This window comes from Lysinibacillus sp. RS11 (genome assembly GCF_042019215.1).
In the GTDB taxonomy this organism is placed as follows: domain Bacteria; phylum Bacillota; class Bacilli; order Bacillales_A; family Planococcaceae; genus Lysinibacillus; species Lysinibacillus xylanilyticus_A.
In genome coordinates, this window is sequence record NZ_CP168124.1 from 1,889,064 (window position 1) to 1,914,306 (window position 25,243).

Here is a 25,243-nt window from a genome sequence, read left to right on the forward strand (position 1 = left end):
GGATTTATCACTAAAAGTTAGGGCTGACTATTTGTTAAAACGTATGTCATGTATATAAGTTGTTTGAAGTGAAGAATGGAGCCCCTAGGAAAGTGCTCAGTCGAAACGGAAATCAGCCCCACGTTATGGTGATGAGTCTCTAATTAATAAAAGTAGTTAAAAATGGTTAATCGACACACTTGATGAGATTTATGCAAACGATAATAATGTCGCTGAAATAAATAAAAAATTATTGTTAATCGATAAATAATATGTTAAATTCAAATTGACAATAAATAGATGAGGTGCTTTTATGAAACGGGAAACACTCTTATTAAAGACGGCTGTTTTTCTTATTGGAATTCCGGTTCTTGCTTTGTGTATATTTTGGTTGCCTTGGTTCGCTAATGAAACAGCAGAACATTATCCAAAGTTAGCTTATTTGCAATATCCCACTTTAATTGGTGTATATGTGACAGCGATAGCGTTTTTCGTTGCATTATATATGACTTTAAGACTTTTAAGCTATATTGACAAGAATGAAGCTTTTTCGGATTTGTCTGTTAGAGCTTTAAAAAATATAAAATTTTGTGCAATCATTATTAGTGGTATGTATGTGATAGGCATGCCTGTATTTTATTTCATGGCGGATCTAGACGACGCTCCAGGAATTATTGTAATCGGAATGGTCATTATTTTTGCTTCCTTTGTAATTGCAGTCTTTGCGGCTGTTCTTCAAAAGCTCTTGAAAAATGCCATCGATATAAAATCAGAAAATGATTTAACGGTCTGAGGTGAATAACATGCCAATGATAATTAATATTGATGTGATGCTAGCTAAAAGAAAAATGAGCGTAACAGAGCTTTCGGAGAGGGTTGGAATTACGATGGCTAACCTTTCTATATTGAAAAATGGAAAGGCAAAAGCGATTCGTTTTTCAACTTTAGAGGCAATTTGTGAAGCCTTAGAATGTCAGCCAGGAGATATTTTGGAATATAAAAGAAACGAAGACACACAAGAATCATAAAACTGATTAAAAAACATAATTAAGAATCTGCTTTATTTCAGCGAATCATCGTTGGGATTTTGCAGATTCTTTTCTTTAAAAAATTTTTTTAAAAAAGTGAATCGGAAATGAAGTGACGTCCGTCCGTAGTGTAGAAAGAAGGTGAGGACAACCATGAATATCGAAAAAATTATTGCTGAGCACGGTGACTATTTACTAAAGGTTGCTTATTTATATGTGAAAAATGAAGCAACAGCTGAGGACATTGTGCAGGATGTGTTTATCGCCTTTTATCAAAAGCAGGAACAATTTCGGCAAGAATCATCATTACGTACATATTTAGTAAAAATGACAGTCAATCGAAGTCATGATTATTTACGGAGCTGGAAAAGTAAACGACTGACACTATTTGAGAAAATTACAGGACGTACGACGGCAGTCACGCCTGAAAAAGAATTTCTTGCTAAATCCACCAAACGAGAGCTAGTGGAAGCTTTGTTTACATTATCTGTGGCATATAGGGAAGTGCTAATTCTCTATTATTTTGAGGATATGACAACCGTGGAAATTGCACAGCTCGTATGTTGTCCAGAGGCAACGATACGCACAAGATTACAACGTGCTAGAAAGCAACTTGCAACAGCAATTGGTGATTATGATTGGGAGGTGTTACGCCATGAATCAATTTAAAGAAGAGGTGCTAAAAGAACTTCAAGATGTAAAACTCACAAAAGCGCGAAAACAAGTGATTGCCGATAAAGCTCGAAGTAAAAATAAACGAAAAACGAGTAGTCCATGGCAATATCGTGTGGTGCTAGCAACGTTTACGCTTTTTGTGGTTGGTTTTAGTTATTTATTATCACAGAATAAAGACCAACATACTGGAAGTCATCAGGCAGCTAGCTTACAGCAAGAAGCGGATACATGGAGCATTTGGACATTTTTACAATACGATTTAGTAAAAGGTATATTGCTTTTTAGCTTTTTGGTAGGGATTGCCTTTATTGTTAAACGTGTGTTAATCAAGAAAGGATATGGCCTACCGGTGTGTATTGAGTGTGGAGAAACTTGGACAGAGAAGCAAGCTCGAAAAATGTACCGGAAAAATGGACAACTCGAATGTCCTCATTGTGGGAAAAAACAATATCGCACAAAAAAATCTATGCAAATGGGTGGTATTTTAACATTTCCGATTCCCCTTATGATTTTGATGCAACATTTTTTTGAAAATATTTCGATTGGGACCATCTTCTTTTTAGCAGGTATTTTTATTTATTACCGTCAGTTAGCACCATATGTATTTGATTTACAAGAACATGATCCTATGAACGATCCACTTTGGTAATCAATCTATTTTAAATTATCCAATCGTTATATAAGGTGCTTCTTTAAATGAATAAAGGATATGAAAAGCCCCTCCTAATTACTCGGCTATCGAGCGATTAGGAGGGGTTTGATTATTCCTATTTTTCAAACAATTCAATAACCACATCCGCGAACCGTTTAGCGGTTAGTACTCTTACGAATTAACCTTGCTGCGGTCACTTTCCTGGTCCTGTGCCGGTTGCTCTGACTGTGCTAGCTGTTCCGGTTGTGTCGGCTGTTCCTCTGACTGCTCTTTCTTTGATCCGATTTTTTTGCGAATAAAGCCAAAAATCGCGCCGCCTACTATCACAAACACGATCATAAACTTCTTCAATAGAGGGATAAGTACAGCAAACAATCCCGCTTTTTTGGCAACTGCTAGACCCGCGCCTCCAAGAATTAATCCAGTCAAGCCGAATTCAGCTTCCTTATCGGTTTTGCTGTCAAAATCCTCATACCGCTGACCCTGCTTTAGTTGAAACTGCGATAGGATCATGTCGTTAAACACTTTACGGTCCGCCTCCAAATTCGCTGGATCTGAGACAAGTATTGCCGAGATATTGCCTTCGCGCGTTAGAATCCGCACGTTGTAGTTAATAACATCGTTGTTCTGATAATCATGTGCCAATAAAGACCACGACAAACTGTGTAAGTCGTTGTCGTAGAACGGAGCAACATCCCATTTGTCAACGAATAACTGATTTTCAGGACTTACCTCTTTATTCATTTCTTCTGTGCCTTCTTTGTAGCTTTTCAGCAAGGCGTCAGCATCGATTTCCGCTTTCTCGTCGTCTTTTATATGTCCAGATTCTTCATATTCGAAATAAACGGTCCAACTCTGTGCTTCATCCTTTGGGAAAACCACACCGATTTCTAACCCGCTCGCTTCCATTCCGTTCTGCGTAATGTACTTTTTCGTATTTTCTTCATCAAGAAAAAGAAATTCGCTACCTAACTGCAGTTCCGCTAAATTGGTTCCCACGTCGACTTTCTGTCCACCTTCTATCCATTTTAGCTCCTCTTCGGCGAATGCGGGAACCGCACACACCATCATCATAAAAGTTATAATAGTTACTGATTTTAATAGTTTTGCAATTAACGATTTCAAAAATAGCTTCCTCCCAAACCATGTTTTCTTACGCTGCGGACGACTTGTCCTTCTTTGCTTTAAATAAATGAACGCCTATTAGAACGGCGCCGATACATGCAAGCGCAATTTCGGCATAGGTTTCGCCTCCGCCAAAAATCTTACCAAAAACGGTGAATAATTTGAATTGTAGTCCGAATAGCGGTAGTATGAATGCCCCTAACCCCAAAACTAAAAATAAGATACCAAGATTTTTCATAATTAACCTCCTTAATAATGGAAAAAATACTTCTGTAGATTATCATATTACCCAAAATATAACAACCCATTTTTTTCTAGAAATGAAAACATAATGGTTCAATTTTTGGCGCTTGCTCACGTTGGAGACTGAGGCAACCATTCTTCGTATTCTGGATACGGTTCTTTTTCCGAACAACTTTCAATCTAAAAAGGACTAATTATTATTTAAACACGAACACTAATTGAAGATTGTTAACGAATCGTACATTCAATATGTATATCAACCAAACAAATAAGGGGGTTATCTGGCACATCACCAATAGTTGTGGATGACAATTGTTAAAACGTATGCCATGTATATAAGTTGATTGGAGTGGAGGCTGGGCGACTCCTTGGGGATCAGCGATAGGGGAACGAAGGCTAAGAGCATCACGTCCTGTGATAACGCCTTCGTGACCAACATCGGTGCTGCTGCCGCTACGTTAGCACTACGCTTTCGCGCAAAAAACATCTGTTGGCCCGAGACCCTGGAGCGAGCAAATAGAGGAACGAAGGCTAACAACATCACGTCCTGTGATAACGCCTTCGTGACCTACATCGTGTAGGCCCAAGCGGCTCATCGGACGCCCCCAGGAAGCTCTGCTCTGTGCGAAAGCGAAGCGACAGCAACAACAAAGCGCCCAGTCGGAACGGAAATCAACCACACGTTATGGTATTAAAAGCGGACGATCCTATGAATACACCATTTTGGTAATGGATTTTATGAAAAGAAATTGCTAGTTCACTATAGTAATTTCTTTTTTTATAGCAATTTTTCGAAATAGATTGACAACAGTTTTCATTTGCTTTATCGTTGTGTTAACTTATTTACATTTAGAGTTAACGCACAAAGGGAGGGAATTTAGGTTGAAAAAGAGCAGTACATATAATTATGTGTTGGCGGCATTTGGTGCAGCGATTATCGCCGTGTTAGCACAAGTAAGCATTCCATTACCTTTTTCACCTGTACCGATTACAGGGCAAACATTAGCAGTAGGCTTAATCGTAACAATTTTAGGGACAAGACTTGGTACGTTTTCAGTACTGATATATATTTTACTTGGCGCAGTAGGTCTTCCAGTATTTAGTGGTATGTCAGGAGGATTTGCAATTTTGGTTGGGCCAACAGGTGGCTATATTGTAGGCTTCCTCGTTACGGCAGTTATTATGGGCTTATACTTAGATAAATTTGGCATTACAATCTTCCACGCTATTATTGCGAACCTGATTGGGATGGTTGTGACATTAGCATTTGGAACGGCTTGGTTAAAAGTTGCAGCAGACTTAAGTTGGACTGCAGCATTTATGGGTGGTGTAGCACCATTTATCGTTGTCGGTATTCTGAAAGCTGTTCTAGCAGCATGGGTTGGCGTAATTGTTCGTCGACGTTTAGAAAGTGCTCATTTAATTTCTTTCAGCGGGTTACAAACACCTGCTGAAAGAAATTAAAGCCTCCGGCGGATGTCACGGAATCGGAAAGGAGTTCTTTGTGCTAGCACAAAGCCGATTCAGGACGCAATTATGCCGAGGCACAATTGATTAGAAGTGATTGCATAGGAGGAGAATTGTTTTGGCAACGTTATGGACAGGTGGAACAATTTACACGATGGCGCAAGTTGGCGAAACAGTTGAAGCAGTCCTTGTAGAAGATGGAAAAATTGTGGCGACAGGCTCAGTAGATAGCCTGTCGCCACATGCTACTTCTATTCAAGATTTGCAAGGGAATGTGATGTACCCAGGCTTTGTTGATAGTCATTTACATATTATTGGCTACGGGGAAAAATTAAAGCATATTGATGTATCAAACGTTAGAAGTAAGGACGAGCTACTTGCAATTATTCGTGAACGGATGGCAGACGTTCGCGCTGATCAATGGGTCATCGCAATAGGGCTTAATGAGACACAATTTGAAGCTCCTATGTTCCCAACATTGGCGGAGCTTGACGTTCTGAGTGAAGCGCATCTCATAATTAAGCGGAGTTGTCACCATTTAATCTTAGCAAATTCTAAGGCATTAGCATTTGCAGGCATTACAAATGATACCCCTTCACCAGAGGGGGGCGTGATCGATAAGGTGAATGGACAGCTAACAGGTGTATTAAAGGATGCTGCTTTGTATATGATTGTTAACCATATGCCCCATATTACGCCTGAATATATTGAAGATGCTCTCGAGAAGTCAGTAGTATCACTGCAATCATACGGCTTAGTTGGTGGTCATTCTGAAGATTTAAGCTATTATGGGCCACCGATTCAACCAATAAAAGCTTTTCGAAAAATCGTCGAGGCACAGCAATCATTTAAAGTTCATTTATTGCAACATCATACAGTATTTGAAGAAATTGCTCAGATGCAGGAAACAGCTTCTCCATATTTGGAATTTGGTGCAATGAAGATCTTTATCGATGGTGCCTTTGGAGGACGTACTGCTGCATTACGTCAACCTTATTGTGATGAGTTAGACAATTGCGGTATGCTTGTACATTCAACAGAACAATTACAGGAATATGTTCAACTTGCTCGTCAGTATGGACAAACAGTAGCAGTGCATGCCATTGGAGACTTAGCCATTGAAACGATATTAAAAGTATTTGCCACCTATCCGCCTCGAGAGGGTCAAGTAGATCGGGTTATTCATTGTAGTTTGGTTGATGAAGATCTCTTAGAAAAACTTGCTTCATTACCGGTTGCAGTGGATATGCAACCGCAGTTTGTACAGGGAGAATATGCAGCAGAACTAGCTAGACTAGGGGAGGAACGAGCACAAGGCTTGCATCCGTTAAAATCGCTGCTTGATCGTGGGCTAGTTGTTGCAGGTGGCAGTGATGCCCCGATTGAAGTGCCTAATCCCTTGTACGGTATCTATGCTGCAGTGACAAGGAGAAATTTTGGAGAGACGCATGATGGCTACAACCCACAGGAGAAAATTTCACGCTTTGAGGCAGTAAAGCTTTATACAGTAGGAGCTGCACAAATAATAGCTCAAGATCATGTTCGAGGTAAGATTGAAAAGGGCTATACAGCAGACTTTACAGTACTAGAAGAAGATCTTTTTTCAATAAATATCGAAAACATTCCACAAGTTAAAGTCACATATACGGTTGTTGATGGCCGTATCGTTTATAAAAATCGCTGTAAAGAATAAACTTTACAGCGATTTTTTTGTGATGTTAGACCAAAAAGAAAGGGATAGACTTTAAAGGCTTTTCCCACTAGCCTCTTTCTGATAAATCTTTCACTTGTTGCTCTAGTCTTTTAACTTGTAATGTTAAATCTTCAACTTTTTGCTGAATTGTTTGCTGAGGAGGTAAGGGAGCTGTAGACTTCATTTTTTTAATCATATTAATCATCACGAAAAAAATGGAGAGGAAAATAACAAAAAGTACGGTTGTACTAATGATATCTCCGAAGTTATAGATTATTTGTCTCATAATGGTTTCTCCCCCTTCAAATAGTGTCAATTATATTATCTACTGAGTTACATGCAAAAAAGTTTCAAAAAAATGTTTGGAGCCACCATAAATACATAAATCTTATTCATCATCCTCGCATATTATATGGGACAAATTGTATTTCTATAGATAAAGGTAATTTAAAATAAGCAGATTATCATATCTTATAAAAAGCGTAAACATGCTGAAGTTGAAGTGCGACAGCTACGGACTGGGGTGAATGAATGCATAAAGCCGGACAAGTAATGCGACAAGCCATCTACAATATTTATAAGTATCGCATTGATTATATACAGGTTTTCGCACTGATTAGGTTATTTCAGTTTTTATTAATAATGCCGGTGACAACGATCGTATTTAAGGTAATGCTACAAATAACAGGCTATACACATATTACTGAGCAAAATATTCAAAGCTTTATGGCGCATCCTTTTGTGATCTCGATGATTATTCTTTTGATCATGGTCATTTTGTTATGTACTTATTATGAAATGGGCTTTCTTTTTTTAATGGCCTTTCACCAACAAAAAGGTAATCGTTATCGATTTTTACACATATGGCAGCAGCTCAATCGTAAGGTCCTTTCTTTTTTTAGTGTGCAAGTTATTTTTTTAGTTGTCTATGTAGCTCTTTTACTCCCATTAGTTTCATGGATCCTACCGCAAACAATATCTCAAACAATTTCACTTCCACATTTTTTAACAGATGGAATAATGAACAGTCGCTCTGGCAGGTTACTCTATGCTGCTGTTGTAAGTGTCTTACTAATAGTAGGTATTCGTAGTTTTTTGACCTTGCCGATTTTTACAATCCAACCAAAGATATCGATCCTTCGATCCTTGATACAAAGTTGGCGTTTTTCAAGACGTAGTCTAGTTTTACTCCTTATAGTATTAGCCGTGCTTTTAGTGGGTCATTTACTCGTAATGCTAGGAATTACAGTGATAAGCACGTTGCCATTATATTTGTTGGAGCGTTTTATGCCGAGTGCAGCACTTGCTACAGCGGGGATGACGCTCGCTTTTTTAGAAATGGTTTTCGTAGTGCTATTTAGTTTACTGCAAGCAACATTTTCACAAGTAATGGTAGCTATTACTTATAATACACTTATTTTAAGTAAGTTTAGGTTTACACCGAAGTTTAAAAAAAGGCGCTATAAGCCATTATCCATCATTATTTTGATTGTATTCATCGTATTAAGTGTCATGAACACTATTTCACTTGAGAAAAGTGTCTATGCACCAGATACAAAAATTATTGCTCATCGGGGTTATACGACAGGTAATGTGGAAAATACGATTAGTGGTCTTGTAAGTGCCGCGAGTGCTGGGGCAGACTTAATCGAGATTGATATTCAGCAAACAGCAGATGGAGAATTCGTTGTCTTCCACGATCGAACATTAAGAAGATTGACAGGTAAAAATGGTGTCATAGCCAATATGACGCTTGGTGAATTAAAGACGCTGACAATCCATGCGAATGGCTTTCACGATAAAATTTCATCTTTAGATGATTTTATTGAAGTAGCAAAGGCTCTAGACGTTGCTTTGCTGATTGAATTGAAAGTGCATGGTAAAGAAACGGAAGATGTATTGCCAAAGTTAGTAGAAAAGCTAAAAGTTTATAAGGTACTCGATACACACTATGTGCAGTCATCAGATCTACAAATGATGGCACAACTAAAAAAATTGGCACCCAACTTACGTGTGGGTATTGTGTATGCATTAAATATCGGACCTATGGTAGAAACTGTAGATTTTATTTCACTTGAGGAATCTTGGATAACAGATCAGCTAATCGCAGAGCTGAAGCAACAAAAGATGGATTTGTTTGTATGGACATTGAATAAAGATCATTCATTACAAGAATTTATCGAGAAAAATGTCAACGGAGTCATTACCGATCTTCCAGATGTTGCATTGGATATCCGAACAAAGCAAAGTGAGCATCAATATTTTTTACAACGTGTTTTAAATAGGCTTCAATCTATATTTTAAAAAAGACGCTTTTAATCGGAGCAATCCACGGAAAAAGTGAATATCGGTGCGGATCAGGAGAATATCCGCGGAAGCAAGGTAAATACCCGCGCGAAGGAGTGGAATATCCGCGGAAGCGAGGTAAATACCCGCGCGAAGGGGTAGAATATCCGCGGAAGCGAGGTAAATACCCGCGCGAAGGAGGAGAATTTCCGCGAAAGCGAGGTGAATCCCCGCGCAAAGGAGTGGAATATCCGCGCGAAGGAGTAGAATATCCGCGGAAGCAAGGTAAATACCCGCGAAAGCAAGAAAATACCACGGAAGCGAATCCCCACGAACCGAACAAAACACCCGTCCAAACAGCAAAAGTAAAAAAGCCGTGATTCTTCATCATAAAAAGAATCACGGTTTTTTTGAGTCACTATAAAAAATGTTGGTAATGTTGTAACCTTTTTCATTTATAACCGACTACTACTATGAATTTGTAAAATGAGGGAGATGCTTTATTATGAAAATGAAGAAAGTTGTACCATTTGCTATGACAGCATTATTAATTGGAGGTGCTATAGTAGCTCCATCCGCATCAGCAAACGAAGGAAATGCAGGTGTTACAAATACTACTGATAATAAGGAGCAAAATCCTCAGGTTGAGCCGGTTTTTATTAAAGTAGCTGGAACAGTTGACAATGTTGAAAATAGTAAAAATGCAACGTATTATACTGTTAAAGAGGGCGAAGATACAAATGTTTTAGTCGTAAATGACGATACACGTGTATTCGATAATACGGGTAAAGAAGTAAAACTACAAAAAGGTGATAAAGTAACAGCATATACATATGCAAATAAACCAATGCTTGCGATTTATCCACCACAATATAACCCAGAAGTAATCATTGTCGAAACAAAAGAAATGGGAACTGTTGAAGTAGACTTATTTAATAAAGAATTAGTGAATACGGATAACACGTTAAAACTAAATGTTGGTGAAGAAACTGAATTACTTAGCCTATCTGGCAAAGAAGTAAAGGCTGAAGATCTAGCAGAACAACATTTACTAGTGTTCTATACAATCGCAACTATGAGCATCCCAGCACAAACACCGCCTTCAAAAGTAGTCGTTTTAGATACGATTGCGGAAGAGTCGGGTGAGGTGGATCCATCTGAATCGGCTATACAAGAAATCATTAACAATGACTTTTATGAAGTTGAAGGTACAAAAATGGTACCACTACGATCAATTGCCGAAGAGTTGGGCTATAAAGTAGAATCAACAGGAAAAGGCGCAATTATCTCTAAAGATGCAGTATCTTACACAATTACACGTGGTCAAAAAGAATACGGCTATAATAAAGCAATTCGTCACTTTAAAGTAGCGCCAGCTTTATTAGAACCAACGAAAACATATGTACCAGTTGAATTTGTTGAGGAATTAATGAAATAAAATGTTGTTTACCCCTTCATAGCATTATCTATGAAGGGGTTTTATTGTGATTCGATTGAAATGTGTGGTTTTATATGTATTTAAGTATGATTAGTCATTATTTTAAAATTGTTAGGTAAAGCTTTGGGTAGAGAAACGATGTTTTAAGTATGAAAATAGGATGGTAGCATTTATTATGCCCAGCAGCATTTATCGTCAAGATGATTGAAGCCATAAACGAAGAGTTATGCCAGTGAGTGCCTTTTTGCAGGGGGAGTATCGTCTTTATTTAATAATAAAGACAACTGAAATGTCATTGATTTAGGTTGGGGCGTAGGAAGAAATATTGGATAGTTCTTCAATTGATTGTTCAATAGAGTTACCGCTTTTTCACGAACGAACAGTTTTGTTGAATAAGATTTAGTAAATGGAAAGGAGAGGAATAATTTATGTTATTTTTACTTTGGCTTGTCGTACCTTTATTAGGAGTTTTATGGTTTTTAAATTTTACTACTTTTTTGAAGAACTTAAAGAATGGAAAAAACACTCATAACCAAAATGTTTTAGGAGCAGTCTTAACTTTTCATCAGACGTCATGCTGAAAGCGCCTAGGTAAAAAGGGAACCTTCCTCATTTCTCGAAATTCTCTTTAAATGGAAAATAAATTTCTGTACAATAAGATAATTAAAGTCAGATTCTTGAAGGAGAATGAGATGAAGCAGGCATTAATTATTATAGATATGCAAGAAGCCTTCTTTTTGGATGACCAAAACTACTTATTTGATGATGAAAAAGTGGTAGAAAATATTAATACGTTAATAACTTCGGCACGACATAGCGAAGTCCCAATCATTTTTATCCAGCATACGGATTCTAATGAAGACGACGATTTTGCGTTTGGCAAGCCCGGCTGGGATCTATATCACGGGCTTTTACGAAAACCAGAGGATAAAGTCATACAAAAAACAACGTGGGATGCATTTTATCAAACGGAATTGGCGCAATATTTACAAGAACAAAAAATTGAGCAGCTTATTTTTGCAGGAGCTCAAACAGAATTTTGTCTTGATACGACCATCCGAAATGCCTATAGTCGTGGATACCATCAAAACATTTTAGTTGAAGGGGCGCATACCACACTAGATAGTACCGTATTAAATGCCCAGCAAATTATAAAGCACCACGAGTCCGTTTGGAACAATCGATTCGTGAACATTCAGCCGAGTACGTTTTTTATAAATAAGTAGTAGAAAGGGTTTCACAATGCTAATAGACAGCCAAGAATTTTATGTAAATGAACTCCATTATACAATTAGATCCGCCAAAATAGAAGATGCAGAAGCATTATCTGCAATAAGATTACAGCTTGATGGTGAAACGGAAAACTTCGATAGAGAACAAGGGGAAGCTGTTATCGATACAAAAGGTTTCGAGCAGATCATTAAAGTTGACACAGAAAGTCCTAGGAATTTGTGTTTAGTAGCAGTGGTCGATAATCGTATCGTCGGATTTTCTAGATGTGAGGGATCGCCATTAAAAAGATTTGCTCATAAAGTAGATTTCGGTGTAGGTGTATTAAAGGAGTTTTGGCGTTATGGGATAGGTAAAAACTTCTTAAAAACATCGGTAGAATGGGCTGACGCTAATGACATTAAAAAAATGGCCTTGCATGTTATAGAGACAAATGATAAAGCGATTTTACTCTATAAAAAGCTTGGCTTTGAAGTTGAAGGCGTCTTAAAAAATGATAAAGTCCTTTCAGATGGCAACTATTATCATACGATTGTCATGGGAAGAATTAAGGCATAATTTTAAAATAAATCCAGCTTCAGCTAAGCAAATAGGTATTGTTAAAAATGTCACACATTATATATATAAATTTAAAGGATAGAAGAGCTAAAATGAATTCGCTCTATCTATCCTCTTTTTTTACCCCAGATGATCCTAATTGCTACAACAATTATATCAATCTAATGTTGCAGTAATTTAAAAGGAGATCATATCAATTAGTTGTACATTAAAGCCTATTTCTTAAACTTCTAAATACTCGGCAATATAGTGAAAATAATCATATTTTTTTATATAGTTTTTTTCTGCATAACAACAAATGCAATATATTCACGAATTTTTGCGTTTGGGCCAAAAATATCCTAAGTAATCTCTTTCTTTAACTCTTTCACAATTGAATGTGAAGGTGTTCTACCATGCAGTAAATAATAAACACCAATTCCGATTATTATAAGGAAAGAACAATAAAAATATAATGATCCATGATCAATTTTAGCTGCGGCAATACCAAAGATAAATGAGCCAATGCCGAACCCAAAATCATATATAGAAAGGAATGTGGCCGTAGCCAATGCCCTCTTTTTAGGAGGTGCTACTTGAATGGCAATGGTTTGAAAACTAGGAAACATGGTTCCCCACCCCAATCCTATAAGGGCTGCTGATGTAAGAAATAACAAGGACGTATTCGATATACTCAATAAGAATGTACCGACTCCAAAGCATACAATAGCAGGATAAATTATAATATTTGCCCCTAATAAATCATACCATTTTCCAGTAAACGGTCGGGAAATTAAAAGGACCACTGCGTACACAACAAAAAAATAACCAGCAGCTTCCACTAAACTTTGCTCTTTAGCATATATGGATACAAAAGAGATAATCCCAGAGTAGATCAGTCCAAAGAAAGCGGAGACCAATGATACAGGAATGGCAGAAATTTCTGAAAAATCCCCAATTTTCATACTTCTTTTTCGTTCCATTACCCGTTCTGGCATAAAAGCTACCTTAGGTAATTTTACAAATAATCCTGCAACAAGTGCAAAGAGGGCACAAAATACATTTATGATAAACATTACATTTGCCTCTGTTTGTTGCATAACAGTCAAACCCAAAAAGGGACCAATAGCCATGGCAAGATTTAGCGTTAGTCCATAGTACCCCATACCTTCTCCTTTACGGGATTCCGGGATGAGATCGGCCACAATTGCTCCAGTGGACGTTGTGGCCATTCCAAAACCAATTCCATGAAAAAAGCGAAGAATTAGTAAGCCAATTAGAGATTCTGGAATAAAATACAAAATTGAAGCTACGAAAAGAACAATGAGGGAACTTATAAAAGCGGTATACTTTCCTACCTTTTCGATCCATTTACCTGCAAATAGGCGTGTTAGGATGGATGCAATCAAAAAAACTGTAGTAATAAGTCCGGCTTCAGATTCGGCACCATGCAATTCTTTTAAAGCCATATATCGGTAGTGTAACCAATAAATAAAAAAATGCTGTAAACACGAGAAAATTAGTAATGGCAATACTGATAAAATCCCTTGTCCATAATCGGGGTTTATCCAATATTTCCACCTCCCAGATCAAAATTTTTTCTAAATTCATTATTCATATATACTGACATTTCTAAAAGGTACAGTTTACAATAAACATAAATGACAGATGAGGTATTTCAAAGATGAATGAACTACTATTTAATATCAATAGAGAAAGTAACACGCCTATGTACCAACAAGTTTATCAATACATACGAACACAGATTTTATCTGGTAAATTAGAAAGGAATACAAAGTTACCATCGATTAGACAACTTGCTCTCCAATTAGAGGTTAGCAGAAATACAACTCAGGTAGCCTATGAACAATTGCAATCGGAAGGATATATTCGAAGTGAGAACAAAAAGGGGTTTTTGTAGAGGCAACTATATCGGATGAGACGCTTACATATGAACCCACTAGAGAACAGCATCATGAAAAAAATCAAACTGACATAAAAACTATTGACTTTAAGATTGGGACAGTGGATCAAGAGAATTTCCCTTTAAAAAAATGGAGAATGCTTACAAACAAAATCGTTCAAGACTCTAGCATGTTTTCATACGGAGAAAAACAAGGCGATATTCAATTAAGAAAGGTACTAGCAGATTACTTGTTTCAATCAAGAGGGGTTCATACTTATGCTGACCAGATTATTATTGGCAGTAGCACACAACACTTGTTATTACTTTTGTCGTTGTTGCTAAAGCAAGACTATCATTATCTGGCAGTAGAAGACCCTGGATATAATGTGGCAAGGGAACTATTTGCTCTTCAGTCATTTATCATTGATCCAATCCCAGTAACAGAACAAGGCATTCAAGTCGATCGCCTTTTAAAGTCGCCTTCTAGACTTTTATATGTCACTCCTACTCACCACTTTCCATACGGAGTAACAATCCCCGTCAATGAAAGATTAAAGTTAATTCAATGGGCAAAAAGGGTGGAAGGTTATATTATTGAGGATGATTACGATAGTGAATTTCGATACATCCATCAGCCTATACCGTCTCTTCAAAGTTTAGATTCTAATGATAGGGTGGTTTATTTAGGGACATTTTCAAAAGCATTGCTACCTTCTATCCGTGTCAGTTATATGGTTTTACCTAGGAGGCTATTAAGTGAATATAAAAAGATACTCCCTTTGTTTGAGCAAACATCCTCATCTATACATCAGAGAACACTGGCAACCTTTATGAATAAAGGATATTGGTACTCACACTTAAGGAAGATGAAAGCTTTGTATAAACGTAAAATGAATCTATTGAATAGGGAATTACTAAAACACTTTAAGAATTATGTTGAAATAAAAGGTGGTAGTTCCGGAATTTTCGTTATTATTGAAGTTAAAACAAAAATGAGTGAAAAAATGCTAATTGAAAGGGCATATGAACACGGAATTGCAGTTTATCCTTGCTCAAAATATTTCTCGAAAGATATACCACAATATCCACATATTCAACTTGGGTTGGGTAATTTATGTGAAGAAAAGATAATAAAAGGAGTATCTCAACTAGCAAAAATTTGGTTGTAATCGTATTAGAGGTAGCACCACATCGCTATCAAGTTAAGATTTTAAGTTTGTTACGACTATTGAACAATTGAATTTCTACAAAGATTGGTTGGTTATTTATATTTGTCTTACTTGAGAGGGCAGCCGGAGCAATCTCAAAGGAGGTAGGACCCCATGCCCATCAACTTAAGAATTCAGAATTACCCCAAACCAAAAAAATGAGCTTTTTGTTACAAGCTAGCACAAAATTTCCGTTTAGGGGATACTTTAAAATTTTAGCTTGACGGCTATGGGGTATCATAGTGACCCCTTATACATAAAAAGTGAAAGTTTCTTCGATAAAATCGAAGGAACTTTCACTTTTTTATTAGGAGAGAGCTTTTTTCTATTTTTATTGTCCTTGTTTAACTTCTGGTTCAACTGTATAAGTGTAACCTTCGTTAGTAGTAGTGTAATCTTCGTCAGTAGATTTGCCATTTTCAGCAACCGTACCGTCAGATTGAACAGCAAGTGCTCTAGGTTGCTCTACAATAGGTTTTACAGATACAGAGAACTGTGTTCCATATTCAGCTGAGTATTTACCTTTTCCTTTTAAAGTAACTTTATCATACAAACCATCTGAATATTCATAGACAGGCTTTACATTAAAAGCACTAGTCTCGGTATTGCTATATCTAAAAGCGTCATACCATAAATTCTGAAGATTATTATTGCGCTTTCGAGAACCATCTTCATAATTAACTGTTCCTGTTATAGTAGAGGTAAGGTCTACATTTCCGTCTATTTTAACGGTATTTAAAATTACAGAAACCTCAACAGCTGAATGTGCAGGAACTACGATATTTTGTGGGCTAGCGGTATAAGTATAACTTTCAGTCTTTGTAGTTTCATTTGTATTTGAGAAATTATATTCAGTAGATATTTCAACACTTGTCTCTCCAATAACAGGAATACCAAACGATGCACTAGCAGTTACTCCTAAGTTAAATCCATGAGTAGTGGAACTAGAAACAGAATGTTCAATTGTCTTTGAGAATTCATTTGTAGTGAAAGTTTGATCACGATCCGTACTATTCCTGAAAACTGTCTTCCCTACGAATAAAGTTTTTGCGTTAGTAATAGGAGAACCATCTTCTTCTACAGATGTTTTAACTACCTTATTAAGAACAAACTGTGGATTTTTATAATTCTTATACTGTTCAACATTATTTTGAAGCATGTTAAACATCTTTTTGAAGGGCTCATCCCAATTTTCTATATAAGGGTTTTCTTGTCCTGCTGCTATAGGGTTAACTTGAGGTGTACTTGCTGCACTCGCTGAATTTGGGGATGCGAATGCAAATGAAGTACCAATAACTCCAATCATAGCAAGTGATAAAATTTGTTTAGTCTTCTTGTTGTTTTTTAGCATATTACTAGCTCCTTTTTTGATAGTATAAAATTTGTATAACAATCGAATTTACTATTATTTTATAAAATAAAGTGAATTCTACTTAAGGTGTTGATAAGTTCATATTAGTTTATATATCTTTCGAAATCCTTTCATAAGTATTACAAAAGTATTACAAAAATATAATAAAAGAGTGCCGCCACATTGCTCCAGCTCAGAGGTCTCATGTACGGTGTGAACAGGGAGCGATAACTTCAAACCCTTCCCTATCTGTATGAGAGGAAAAAATTACATATATAAAATAAGGCAATACATTGTTAATATTTTATAGGTAAAGTATTCTATGGCAAGAAATTAGAGTGGGGGCGTTTCTCCAACAAGTGGAGACGTTTTGTTACTAACCAAAGAAGACGTGCAGAGGATCGTATATACTTGATAATAAAAAGAGGTGGTTGATTTGAACGCTAAAACCTTACTTGAATGGGAACGAAAACACGATGCAAAAAATCGAACAATTAAGGGATTTTGGGAAAGTTTTAAGAAATGGCGTGAGGAAGATAAATATGACTATTTAGACACGTTTAACGGAAAGTTATACGAAGAATTTATTAGAGTTGAAGAAAAATCCATTGAATTAAAATATAGCTTCTTCAGGGCTGAAGCATTTGTGTTCTTTACTGTGTATTTTTTTTACTTTAATACAGACATTGGGACATACTCCTTGGAATTCAACTTGGATGGGGAAGTTTCAGATGATTATTTAGTTGTTGACCATTTTTGTATAAATAATAATATATCTGAAATAAAACAAAACATAACGACTGTACGAAAAGCATTAAAAGAGGGAATTGAATTAAAATCAATATCCAATATTACTGGTATTGATGAAGCTTCAATAGAAATAATAAAGAAAAAATACTGTTGAACTAACGGAGTGCTTTACTTGAAGAACAATGAGTTGCATATGCAGCTATTTTTTTCTTTATTGAACTAAACCAGCTAATAGTTTGTCAATAATTTTCTGTTAAAAGTTTAATATGCACGAGCTATACTAAAAAGTTTGTTGAATGTATGTTTAAAGGATATTCCTTGCGTAAATCAGCAGAGGCGTTACTTGGGTTAAATTATTCTATTGGAGACATAAACTGTTATCGGCTCTTAAACAAATAGATTTTGAACAATTTGATGGTATCGTTGAAGTTGATGAGACCTATTTTTTGTATTCTCAAAAAGGGCAACGTGACATTAGTGAGCGTAAACCGCGTAAGCGAGGCGGCAAATCTTTCACTAAGAGGGATTAGCAAGGAACAAGTATGCGTTCTAGTCGCTAGAGACCGAACAAAAGCAACGGTTTCAAAGGTAGCCTACGTTAAGGAGTTTGAAGAAATGAGTATGATAACCTATATTGGATTTAATTTTCCAATAAACCTAGGTGAAGATGATGTAGAAAAAGAAATTGAACTTGATTATGTTTGCCCCGATGAAGAACATCGTAACATAGTTAAACAAAAGCATTTCACGACGCCTTATATCTATGAGATTTTACAATTTGCAAATCCTATTTGGGAATTGACGGACTATAACAAGGCTAATTCGCCACATAACTATAAAAAATCCCAAAAAACTTTTCTCAATTTATGTCACTCACTAAAAGAATTACTTCCAAAAGGTGATATTTGTGAAATTTACATCTGTTGGGACGGAGAAGAAAATGAAGAACGCGAAGTTGAGTTGAAAATTAATTTAAATGATTTACAAATTGAAGCGATTGAAATATATGAAAAATGCTTTATTCGAGTAGAAAACTAAAGGTTAAACTTGATATGAGCATAATCTATGGCAGCAAAATAATTAGTGGAACTCAATTTGTTGAGGTTCCTCTAATTAATTATTTTAAAATCAACAATTAAATTTAACAGAGCCTTTATTTAAGACAGTCCGCTGGGGCTGTCTTTTCATTTACAATTATTTGTAAATGTGATATATTTATCGCATAGAGAGATAAATATATCACTTAGGAGGGGTATAACTAATGAAACAAACATTGACTAACAAGAGTTGGCTCATCGGGCTGTTAGGATTTTTGGGGTTTTCAGGGACTAATGGGTCCCCTGCTATGTATTTATTTTTTGCCTTTTTTGGAGGGTTTCAATATTACTGGTGGCATAAATTAGGCGCAGGGGAAGATGAACGTTTAATCGAAAATCGCAATATTGCAGGGACAATGGCTTTTCGCATTGCTTTCTGTTTTGGATTTCTAAGCAGCTTGGTATTAAGTTTTCTTTCTCACGATTATGCGTTTTTATATCGAGCTGAATTGATCATTTTAGCTCTGACCTTCGCTTTGGGAACGAATTTGTGGGCGTATTTGACTTACAAATATGATATGGGTGAATAATTATGACAACTTTTACAACTCAGATAAAAAAATATCGTCTTTTAAAAGATTTTACCCAAGAAGAACTTGCGCAGCGTGTGGGTGTTCGTAGAGAAACGATTATGCGTTTGGAGAACGCAAAATATAATCCCTCTTTGGAATTAGCTGTTCGAATCGCAAGAGAATTGGACGCTTCAATTGACGACTTGTTCCATTTTGACTTTGAAAAATAATGGAGATGAAAAGAGTGAACCGGACAACATTCAGATTATTGATTGGTTTGATTTGGTTCATCGGTGCAATCGTATGTTTAGTTAAATCTAATTTTTTTACGGCTGCTTTACTTGAAAACATTGAGTTGCATATGCAGCTCTTTTTTTCTAATTAAACGGGGCAGGATAATTTAATAAAGATTAAATTTAAGAGGTGGTTAAATGAGTTTTTGTTCATTTATAGCAACAAATTATGAAATGCCAGAAGTAGAAACAAAAGCGAAGTATATTACTGTTAAGGAAGCTATTGAATTAGAAATAAAACCACATGAGTTGGTACCTTGGGAGAAGATGGGCCCTAATGCCCGAATATTATTTGTTGAAAATGAAGGAGATTTAAATGAATTGGTCATTAAAAAGGACGCTTACTATGATGTAAGTGGATATACAAGTTATCCATTCATTTATGAAGTGAATTTTATCTATTCGGAATTGAAGGCAAAGCAATTACTGGAGTACCTAAAAGTAAATATTAGAGAAGGACAGATATTAGAACTATGGAGAGTATGGATTGGTCATGACGATAATGAAATAAATATAAAGTATATTAGATGTTACTATGAAGAATTATCTCTAAATCATCTGGTACAAATGTACAATAGGAACCATGAAAAATATAACGAACAATATTGCATAGTATTAGAAAGATAAAAATATAAATAATTCTTATTGAACTAACGGGGCAGAGCGATTGTGGAATAAGCGTTTCTTTCCTTATTCAACTCCCATGAAAGAAATTAATCATCTTTCATTTTCTGTGATGAAGTGCTGTTTATTGCGCTACATGAATGGCTAACGGTGCAGTTTAATTGAACAAATTTGTTCGGTATGTAGGGTCATACTATGAATTTATTTTGAAAGACCTATAAAAGGGTAACCAGAAACCATTCGTTATATGAAAGTTTCTTGAAACATTACCCTTAAACTACATGAAAATTAAAACACTAGTAATATACATCATAATCTTGCAAGAATAGCTAGCAATATGTGTAAAGAAATCACCTCAAATAAAAAGTACACTCAATAAGAGGTGATTTAATGTGTATTTAAAAGTTATAAAAAGCAATAGAAATGTATTACTTTACTTATTAGGAGCTGGGACGTCTAGTTTGGGGAATGTTATATCTGGGTTAGCATTCCTATTTTTAGCTTATCAGATGACAGAATCAAATATATATACAACTGGTGTTGCAATTTCACAAGTAGTCCCTTATCTTTTATTTGGGTTAATAGGGGGAGTAATTGCTGATTGGCTAGATAAAAAAAGGATATTACTAATAATTGACCTTTTAAGAGTACCTCTAACATTATCACTAGTGCTATTTCACCAATTTGAGTTGCTGAACTATTGGCATTTAATAGTAGTGAGTTTTCTTATTCAGTGCCTAGGCTGTTTTTTTAATCCTGCTCATAGGGCTATATTACCCATTATTACAAAGGAAGAGGAAAGATCTTCTGTTAACAGTTTGCTTGACACAGTTACAAGGGGTATTACTGTATTAGGACCTATTGTTAGTATAGGTTTAATGAATACAATTAACGTTATACATTTTTTTACTTTCGATGCACTAACATACCTTATAAGTGCGATTCTTATTTATAAAATTCAATTTACAGAAAAAAATATAACAAGTGAAAGTTCAAACCAAAGAAAAATAAGTGATATATTTATCTCAATAAGGGATTTTTCAATTTGGGTGAAAAAACAAACGACAATTCGAACCCTATTTATAGTTACAGTAATCATTGTGTTTTTCAATACCTGGGTATGGCAAGTCGGTTTATTATTGCAACTAAAGGAAACAACCCCAAATGGAGAGGAATTATATAGCTTACTTTTAGGATGGTATGGTGCTGCCGTTATTGCAGTTAACCTACTTATCCCATTAATTTGGAAAAAGTTAAGTGTGAAAATTTATTTGTTTGGTTCATTGATTTGGGGTATAGGCATTCTCCTTTTAGGATTTGCGTATACCATCCCATTGTATTTTATAGGGATATTAGTTGCAGCAATAGGCTTACCTATATCTGGCTTATCAAGAGTATATTTGTTACAAAAATATCTTCCCAAAGAAAAACTAGGCAGGGGCTTTAGTTTTAATGCATTTCTTTTATATTTATCAAATGCTATTTCTCTTGGTGTATTCGGATTCATCTCTTCATTCATGTCTACAAGAATCTTATTTATAATATGTGGAATTATGATGGTTATATGTTCAGTCGTTTACTTATTAACCATCTCTCGAAAAGTACCAGGAGTAATTCCATATAGTCGCTTAAATAATTGATTGTAAACAGTAACAGATGAAAAACCACAGTCCATTGAAATTTTTAATATAGTTTTATTAGTTTTTTTAAGCATTTCCTGACTCCTGACAACTCGGTAAGTTTGTAACCAAGAGTAAGGGGAAATCCCTAAGATGTCTTTAAAGTAATGGGCAAATTGGAATTTACTTAATCTCGCTACTCTTGCCATTTCATCCAAGTTCCAAGAATGCTGATAATCTTCTTTTAAAGCTAGTATTGTTTTGTAAATTTGTGGATCTATTGTTTTATATGTTTTTATATTTATATCCTGTGTATGGGTTCCTACAGCACTTTTCAGTAATATTAAAGCCAATTGAGTGAAACTGTGTTCCAAAAATATTTCCATGGATCTTGTGTCATCTTTTTCAAGTTTTGCGAAATCTAATACGAACTTAACCCAATTTGATATCTGAGAGTTTTTCTGGATACTTGTAGCAAACTGAATATCATTGTGAACAGGATATAGAGCTTGAGAAACTTCACTAAGAAAAGTAGGGTTTAATTCAATTAAAAATTTACTGTCATCTATTGCTAATTGTTTATGTTCATCTTGGGGGTTAAATAAAATAAATTGTTGATTATTAAGAGTAATCTGACTTCTGTTGGTTTGGTAATCTATAGTTCCTATTAAAGAGTAAATAAATTTATAGCAATCATCTGAACGCCAGTTGCTCTCTTGGCTGAAATCTTTTTTTAATAAGAAAACTCCATTACTGTTTTGAACTGCTCCCTGTCAAGTAGACAGTGGAAATAATAAAAAGCTTTTAAGCGGCTTTAGCCCTATATTCTAATGGGCTTAAGCCGTTTAATCGTTCTTGGTATCTATCGTTATTGTAAAACTGGATATAATCCTCAATCGCTTGTTGTAACGCTTCAAATGTTTGGTACTTATGTAAATAATACTTTTCACATTTCAATGTTCCCCAAAATGATTCCATTGGTCCGTTATCTATACATTTGCCTACACGGGACATGCTATGAATCATCTCTGCTCCATCTATTCTTCTTTTAAATCCATGTGATGTGTACTGATAGCCACGATCACTATGAAGTAACGGTTGTTCTCCATCTTTTAAAGTAAGCATTGCTAAATCAAACGTCTTAAATACCAATTCATTATTATTTGAATGCCCCAATACATAACTGATAATAGAGCCATCGTAAAGATCTAGAATAGCGCTTAAATAAGCTTTCTTTCCATTTCCTAATTTGAACTCCGTCACATCTGTTACCCATTTTTCGTTGGGTTTGCTTGCAGTAAATTCACGATTTAATCGATTTTCAGCGACATGTTGTGCAGGTGAAGAAACATATCGCTTTCTTTTTCGGCGAATCACGGATTGTAAACCACTGATTTGCATTAATCGATAAATACGTTTGTGATTGAACTTTTTATTGTATTTACGATTGATATTTAAAGTCATTCTTCGATATCCATAAATTCCTTCGACTTGTCGAAAAATAGCTTGGATATCCTGAAGAATCGCTTTATTCTCTAGCTCTCTATCTGTTGGTGTACGTTGTAGCCATTTATAATAGGCAGCACGAGATAAACCGGCAATATCACATAAAAGGATTACTGGCAGATTTTCTTTCGCATGTAACTCTTGAATCGCTCTATATTTATTTTGTAAACGAACGCTTGTTAACGATTCCTCCTTTCGAGTTCTTCCAACTTTTTTAAAAAGGCATTTTCTGCGCGTAATCGTTCATTTTCACGTTCTAAACGTTTCATTTCTAGCTTAAATTTTTCTTCAGCTGTTAATTCCTGTTCTTCTTTCTTGCGACCACGTTTATCCTGCAGAGCCTCTTCACCATTTACTTCGAATTTTTTGACCCATTGATACACCTGTTGATAAGACACTTCATAGGTTTCTGCAGCGAGCTGATAGTTTTTCTGATGTTCTAGACAGTAATTTACAATCTGTATTCTTTCTTCTAACGTCGTTGTTCTTTTATTAGTCATAGAGTTTGTCATTCCTTTACCGGTATCCTTTAATTCTCTATGACTATTATACTTTTGAATCCAATTTCTCAAAACGGATTTGTCAGAAATCTTGTATTTTCTTGTAACTTCTTTTAAAGAATATTGTCCAGATAAATAGTCTTGTACAGCTGCTAACTTTAGCTCTTTCGAGTAAGAATTCCAAGAAGTGGACTCTTCAAGGCCAATTTCTCCATCTATTTCATATTTGTAGTTCCATTCTTCAATGGTTTTATAAGAAACCTGAAATATAGTAGCTAATTCTGAAATTGTCTTTTGTCCTTTGTGAAGAAGTCTTAGAACCGCTAATTTTTCATCTTTTGAGTGGTTACTTCGAGCCATAAAAAAATGCCCCCTAGATAAACAGATTTTTATTTTTTAATCTGTCTACCTAAAGGGGAGCATATCATTTTCTAGTAGTAATTTTGTTGAGCGCACATAATCACCTTCTAAGTTATTTTAAAAAATTGTATCACAATGAGGAGGGAAATAAATGAAGCACGCATTAGTAGTTGGTGGAACAGGTATGTTATCAGGGGTATCACTCTGGTTATTAAATTAAGTGTATCATGTTTCAATCATCGCTAGGAATTCTAAGCGCATGAAGGATTTATAAAAAAGACTGACTTAGATAGTCATATCACACCACTATTTGTTGATTATAGGAATCAGGATGCAGAGATCCCATCTTTTTCTTCTTCAACTCCCATGAAAGAACTTAATCATCTTTCATTTTCTGTGGTGTAGCGCTGGTTTATGCGCTACATGGATGGCTAACGGAGGGAGTTTGTGTACAAAGGGTTACAATTTAAAAGAGGGGGTTGGTGCAGTGAAATTTGCAAAGGTTAAGCTACTCGTTGTTCATATTTTAGCATTAGGAATCTTCCTAATAGTTAACCAAATGACTCCAAATCCAGGGGATACGTCAGGAAATGGTAATCCAGCTTTATTGATAGTTTGGATTTTAATTCCAATACTCGTCTTTATAGTGATATTATGGGTTCGTATTTTTCGTACGAGTTCGATTAGCAACACTGTTTTTATCACCAGCATACTTGGCATACTCGTTCACTTAACTGTCTCCTTTTTTTATCAAAAAAATGAATTGAATGAATATCGTGAAGTCATAAAAATTGCGTTAATCAATAGAGAGGGTGTTGCAGATGCGCAATATATGCAAAGCATTACTTCGGGATTGGATATTCACGTGAACAACCAGAATTTTAATATTAATACTTATTTTATGTTTGTAACCTTTTCAGTTTTGTTGGCTATTGTATATACTCTTTGGAACACTTGGGAAAAGAAAGAAAAAAGCCAGAATTAAGAATTTTTCATTCTCTTTTATTAGAACATTTTCCTTTCTTGTTTAACTAACAGGTAGCTTTACTTGAAGATTATTGAGTTGCATAATGCAGCTCTATTTTTCTTTATTGAACTCCCATGAAAGAACTTAAGCATCTTTCATTTTCTGTGGTGAAGTGCTGATTTTTGCTCTTCATGGAT

The 25,243-nt window shown here is 35.6% G+C and carries 24 protein-coding genes and 2 pseudogenes; 18 read left to right on the forward strand and 8 right to left on the reverse strand.

Annotated features, from left to right (window positions below; genetic code table 11):
- Nucleotides 1-292: 292 nt before the first annotated feature.
- The 4 genes from AB9L17_RS09440 (at nucleotide 293) to AB9L17_RS09455 (ending at nucleotide 2,331) form a co-directional block, all read left to right on the forward strand.
- Entirely contained in the window at nucleotides 293-772 is a 480-nt protein-coding gene (locus tag AB9L17_RS09440; RefSeq protein ID WP_375200468.1) for a DUF2975 domain-containing protein, read from the forward strand.
- 10 nt (nucleotides 773-782) lie between these two features.
- Nucleotides 783-1,007: a helix-turn-helix domain-containing protein gene (locus AB9L17_RS09445; protein WP_068985595.1), complete on the forward strand. Its 225-nt coding sequence runs from the start codon at nucleotides 783-785 to the stop codon at nucleotides 1,005-1,007.
- A 153-nt stretch (nucleotides 1,008-1,160) separates the two neighbouring features.
- On the forward strand, nucleotides 1,161-1,676 hold the full coding sequence (locus tag AB9L17_RS09450; protein WP_068985594.1) for a sigma-70 family RNA polymerase sigma factor: 516 nt from the start codon (nucleotides 1,161-1,163) through the stop codon (nucleotides 1,674-1,676).
- A complete protein-coding gene (locus tag AB9L17_RS09455) occupies nucleotides 1,663-2,331 on the forward strand; it encodes a TIGR04104 family putative zinc finger protein (RefSeq protein WP_375200469.1) in 669 nt (222 codons plus the stop codon). Before AB9L17_RS09450 ends, AB9L17_RS09455 begins: the two co-directional genes overlap by 14 nt.
- 174 nt (nucleotides 2,332-2,505) lie before the next feature.
- Here AB9L17_RS09455 and AB9L17_RS09460 read toward each other — a convergent pair whose 3' ends face one another.
- The 3 genes from AB9L17_RS09460 to AB9L17_RS09470 form a co-directional block, all read right to left on the reverse strand.
- Nucleotides 2,506-3,459, reverse strand: a complete 954-nt coding sequence (locus tag AB9L17_RS09460) for a DUF2167 domain-containing protein (protein ID WP_375200470.1) — start codon at nucleotides 3,457-3,459, stop codon at nucleotides 2,506-2,508.
- Nucleotides 3,460-3,487: 28 nt separating this feature from the next.
- On the reverse strand, nucleotides 3,488-3,697 hold the full coding sequence (locus AB9L17_RS09465) for a hypothetical protein (protein ID WP_068985592.1): 210 nt from the start codon (nucleotides 3,695-3,697) through the stop codon (nucleotides 3,488-3,490).
- A gap of 469 nt (nucleotides 3,698-4,166) precedes the next feature.
- Nucleotides 4,167-4,298, reverse strand: a complete 132-nt coding sequence (locus tag AB9L17_RS09470) for a hypothetical protein (protein ID WP_375200471.1) — start codon at nucleotides 4,296-4,298, stop codon at nucleotides 4,167-4,169.
- 286 nt (nucleotides 4,299-4,584) lie between these two features.
- Between AB9L17_RS09470 and AB9L17_RS09475 the strand changes: the two genes are divergently transcribed.
- Nucleotides 4,585-5,166, forward strand: a complete 582-nt coding sequence (locus AB9L17_RS09475; RefSeq protein ID WP_068985591.1) for a biotin transporter BioY — start codon at nucleotides 4,585-4,587, stop codon at nucleotides 5,164-5,166.
- Between the two features lie 121 nt (nucleotides 5,167-5,287).
- On the forward strand, nucleotides 5,288-6,862 hold the full coding sequence (locus AB9L17_RS09480) for an amidohydrolase (RefSeq protein ID WP_375200472.1): 1,575 nt from the start codon (nucleotides 5,288-5,290) through the stop codon (nucleotides 6,860-6,862).
- A 67-nt stretch (nucleotides 6,863-6,929) separates the two neighbouring features.
- On the opposite strand, the gene AB9L17_RS09485 is transcribed toward AB9L17_RS09480, so the two are convergent.
- Nucleotides 6,930-7,148 (reverse strand): hypothetical protein, encoded by a 219-nt coding sequence (locus AB9L17_RS09485; protein WP_223554869.1) that lies wholly within the window; start codon nucleotides 7,146-7,148, stop codon nucleotides 6,930-6,932.
- A gap of 245 nt (nucleotides 7,149-7,393) precedes the next feature.
- Here AB9L17_RS09485 and AB9L17_RS09490 point away from each other — a divergent pair, with 245 nt between their 5' ends.
- From AB9L17_RS09490 to AB9L17_RS09505, 4 genes are all read left to right on the forward strand, one after another.
- The gene (locus AB9L17_RS09490) at nucleotides 7,394-9,166 is read left to right on the forward strand and encodes a glycerophosphoryl diester phosphodiesterase membrane domain-containing protein (RefSeq protein WP_375200473.1); all 1,773 of its coding nucleotides are present in this window, start codon (nucleotides 7,394-7,396) and stop codon (nucleotides 9,164-9,166) included.
- Between the two features lie 487 nt (nucleotides 9,167-9,653).
- Entirely contained in the window at nucleotides 9,654-10,586 is a 933-nt protein-coding gene (locus AB9L17_RS09495; RefSeq protein ID WP_375200474.1) for a stalk domain-containing protein, read from the forward strand.
- A 692-nt stretch (nucleotides 10,587-11,278) separates the two neighbouring features.
- The gene (locus tag AB9L17_RS09500; RefSeq protein ID WP_068985588.1) at nucleotides 11,279-11,812 is read left to right on the forward strand and encodes a cysteine hydrolase family protein; all 534 of its coding nucleotides are present in this window, start codon (nucleotides 11,279-11,281) and stop codon (nucleotides 11,810-11,812) included.
- Between the two features lie 16 nt (nucleotides 11,813-11,828).
- A complete protein-coding gene (locus AB9L17_RS09505) occupies nucleotides 11,829-12,374 on the forward strand; it encodes a GNAT family N-acetyltransferase (RefSeq protein ID WP_375200475.1) in 546 nt (181 codons plus the stop codon).
- A 341-nt stretch (nucleotides 12,375-12,715) separates the two neighbouring features.
- On the opposite strand, the gene AB9L17_RS09510 is transcribed toward AB9L17_RS09505, so the two are convergent.
- Nucleotides 12,716-13,822, reverse strand: coding sequence for an MFS transporter (locus AB9L17_RS09510; protein WP_375200476.1), 1,107 nt, complete (start codon nucleotides 13,820-13,822; stop codon nucleotides 12,716-12,718).
- Nucleotides 13,823-14,037: 215 nt separating this feature from the next.
- Here AB9L17_RS09510 and AB9L17_RS09515 point away from each other — a divergent pair.
- A pseudogene (locus AB9L17_RS09515) lies at nucleotides 14,038-15,428 on the forward strand (PLP-dependent aminotransferase family protein).
- 370 nt (nucleotides 15,429-15,798) lie between these two features.
- Here AB9L17_RS09515 and AB9L17_RS09520 read toward each other — a convergent pair.
- Nucleotides 15,799-16,818: an ETX/MTX2 family pore-forming toxin gene (locus AB9L17_RS09520; RefSeq protein WP_223555773.1), complete on the reverse strand. Its 1,020-nt coding sequence runs from the start codon at nucleotides 16,816-16,818 to the stop codon at nucleotides 15,799-15,801.
- Nucleotides 16,819-17,254: 436 nt separating this feature from the next.
- Between AB9L17_RS09520 and AB9L17_RS09525 the strand changes: the two genes are divergently transcribed.
- From AB9L17_RS09525 to AB9L17_RS09550, 6 genes and pseudogenes are all read left to right on the forward strand, one after another.
- Nucleotides 17,255-17,722, forward strand: coding sequence for a hypothetical protein (locus AB9L17_RS09525; RefSeq protein ID WP_375200477.1), 468 nt, complete (start codon nucleotides 17,255-17,257; stop codon nucleotides 17,720-17,722).
- Nucleotides 17,723-17,856: 134 nt separating this feature from the next.
- Nucleotides 17,857-18,159, forward strand: a pseudogene (locus tag AB9L17_RS09530) (IS1595 family transposase); the annotation flags it as partial.
- Nucleotides 18,160-18,829: 670 nt separating this feature from the next.
- A complete protein-coding gene (locus AB9L17_RS09535; RefSeq protein WP_223555766.1) occupies nucleotides 18,830-19,195 on the forward strand; it encodes a DUF3796 domain-containing protein in 366 nt (121 codons plus the stop codon).
- 2 nt (nucleotides 19,196-19,197) lie between these two features.
- Nucleotides 19,198-19,407, forward strand: coding sequence for a helix-turn-helix transcriptional regulator (locus AB9L17_RS09540; protein WP_375200478.1), 210 nt, complete (start codon nucleotides 19,198-19,200; stop codon nucleotides 19,405-19,407).
- Nucleotides 19,408-19,608: 201 nt separating this feature from the next.
- Nucleotides 19,609-20,097 carry a magnesium transporter gene (locus tag AB9L17_RS09545; RefSeq protein ID WP_375200479.1) on the forward strand — a complete coding sequence of 163 codons (489 nt, stop codon included), beginning with the start codon at nucleotides 19,609-19,611 and terminating at the stop codon, nucleotides 20,095-20,097.
- Nucleotides 20,098-20,486: 389 nt separating this feature from the next.
- The gene (locus AB9L17_RS09550) at nucleotides 20,487-21,734 is read left to right on the forward strand and encodes an MFS transporter (RefSeq protein WP_375200480.1); all 1,248 of its coding nucleotides are present in this window, start codon (nucleotides 20,487-20,489) and stop codon (nucleotides 21,732-21,734) included.
- Here the strand turns inward: AB9L17_RS09550 and AB9L17_RS09555 are convergent.
- The gene (locus AB9L17_RS09555) at nucleotides 21,671-22,099 is read right to left on the reverse strand and encodes a helix-turn-helix transcriptional regulator (protein WP_375200481.1); all 429 of its coding nucleotides are present in this window, start codon (nucleotides 22,097-22,099) and stop codon (nucleotides 21,671-21,673) included. The two genes, AB9L17_RS09550 and AB9L17_RS09555, sit on opposite strands and share 64 nt — an antisense overlap.
- 418 nt (nucleotides 22,100-22,517) lie before the next feature.
- Nucleotides 22,518-24,079 (reverse strand): IS3 family transposase gene (locus AB9L17_RS09560; protein WP_375199824.1). Its coding sequence is split into 2 segments (ribosomal slippage): nucleotides 22,518-23,422 and nucleotides 23,422-24,079, totalling 1,563 coding nucleotides; the frame shifts between segments, so codons are not numbered across the junction.
- A 487-nt stretch (nucleotides 24,080-24,566) separates the two neighbouring features.
- Here AB9L17_RS09560 and AB9L17_RS09565 point away from each other — a divergent pair.
- Nucleotides 24,567-25,064, forward strand: a complete 498-nt coding sequence (locus tag AB9L17_RS09565; RefSeq protein ID WP_375200482.1) for a hypothetical protein — start codon at nucleotides 24,567-24,569, stop codon at nucleotides 25,062-25,064.
- Nucleotides 25,065-25,243 lie beyond the last annotated feature (179 nt).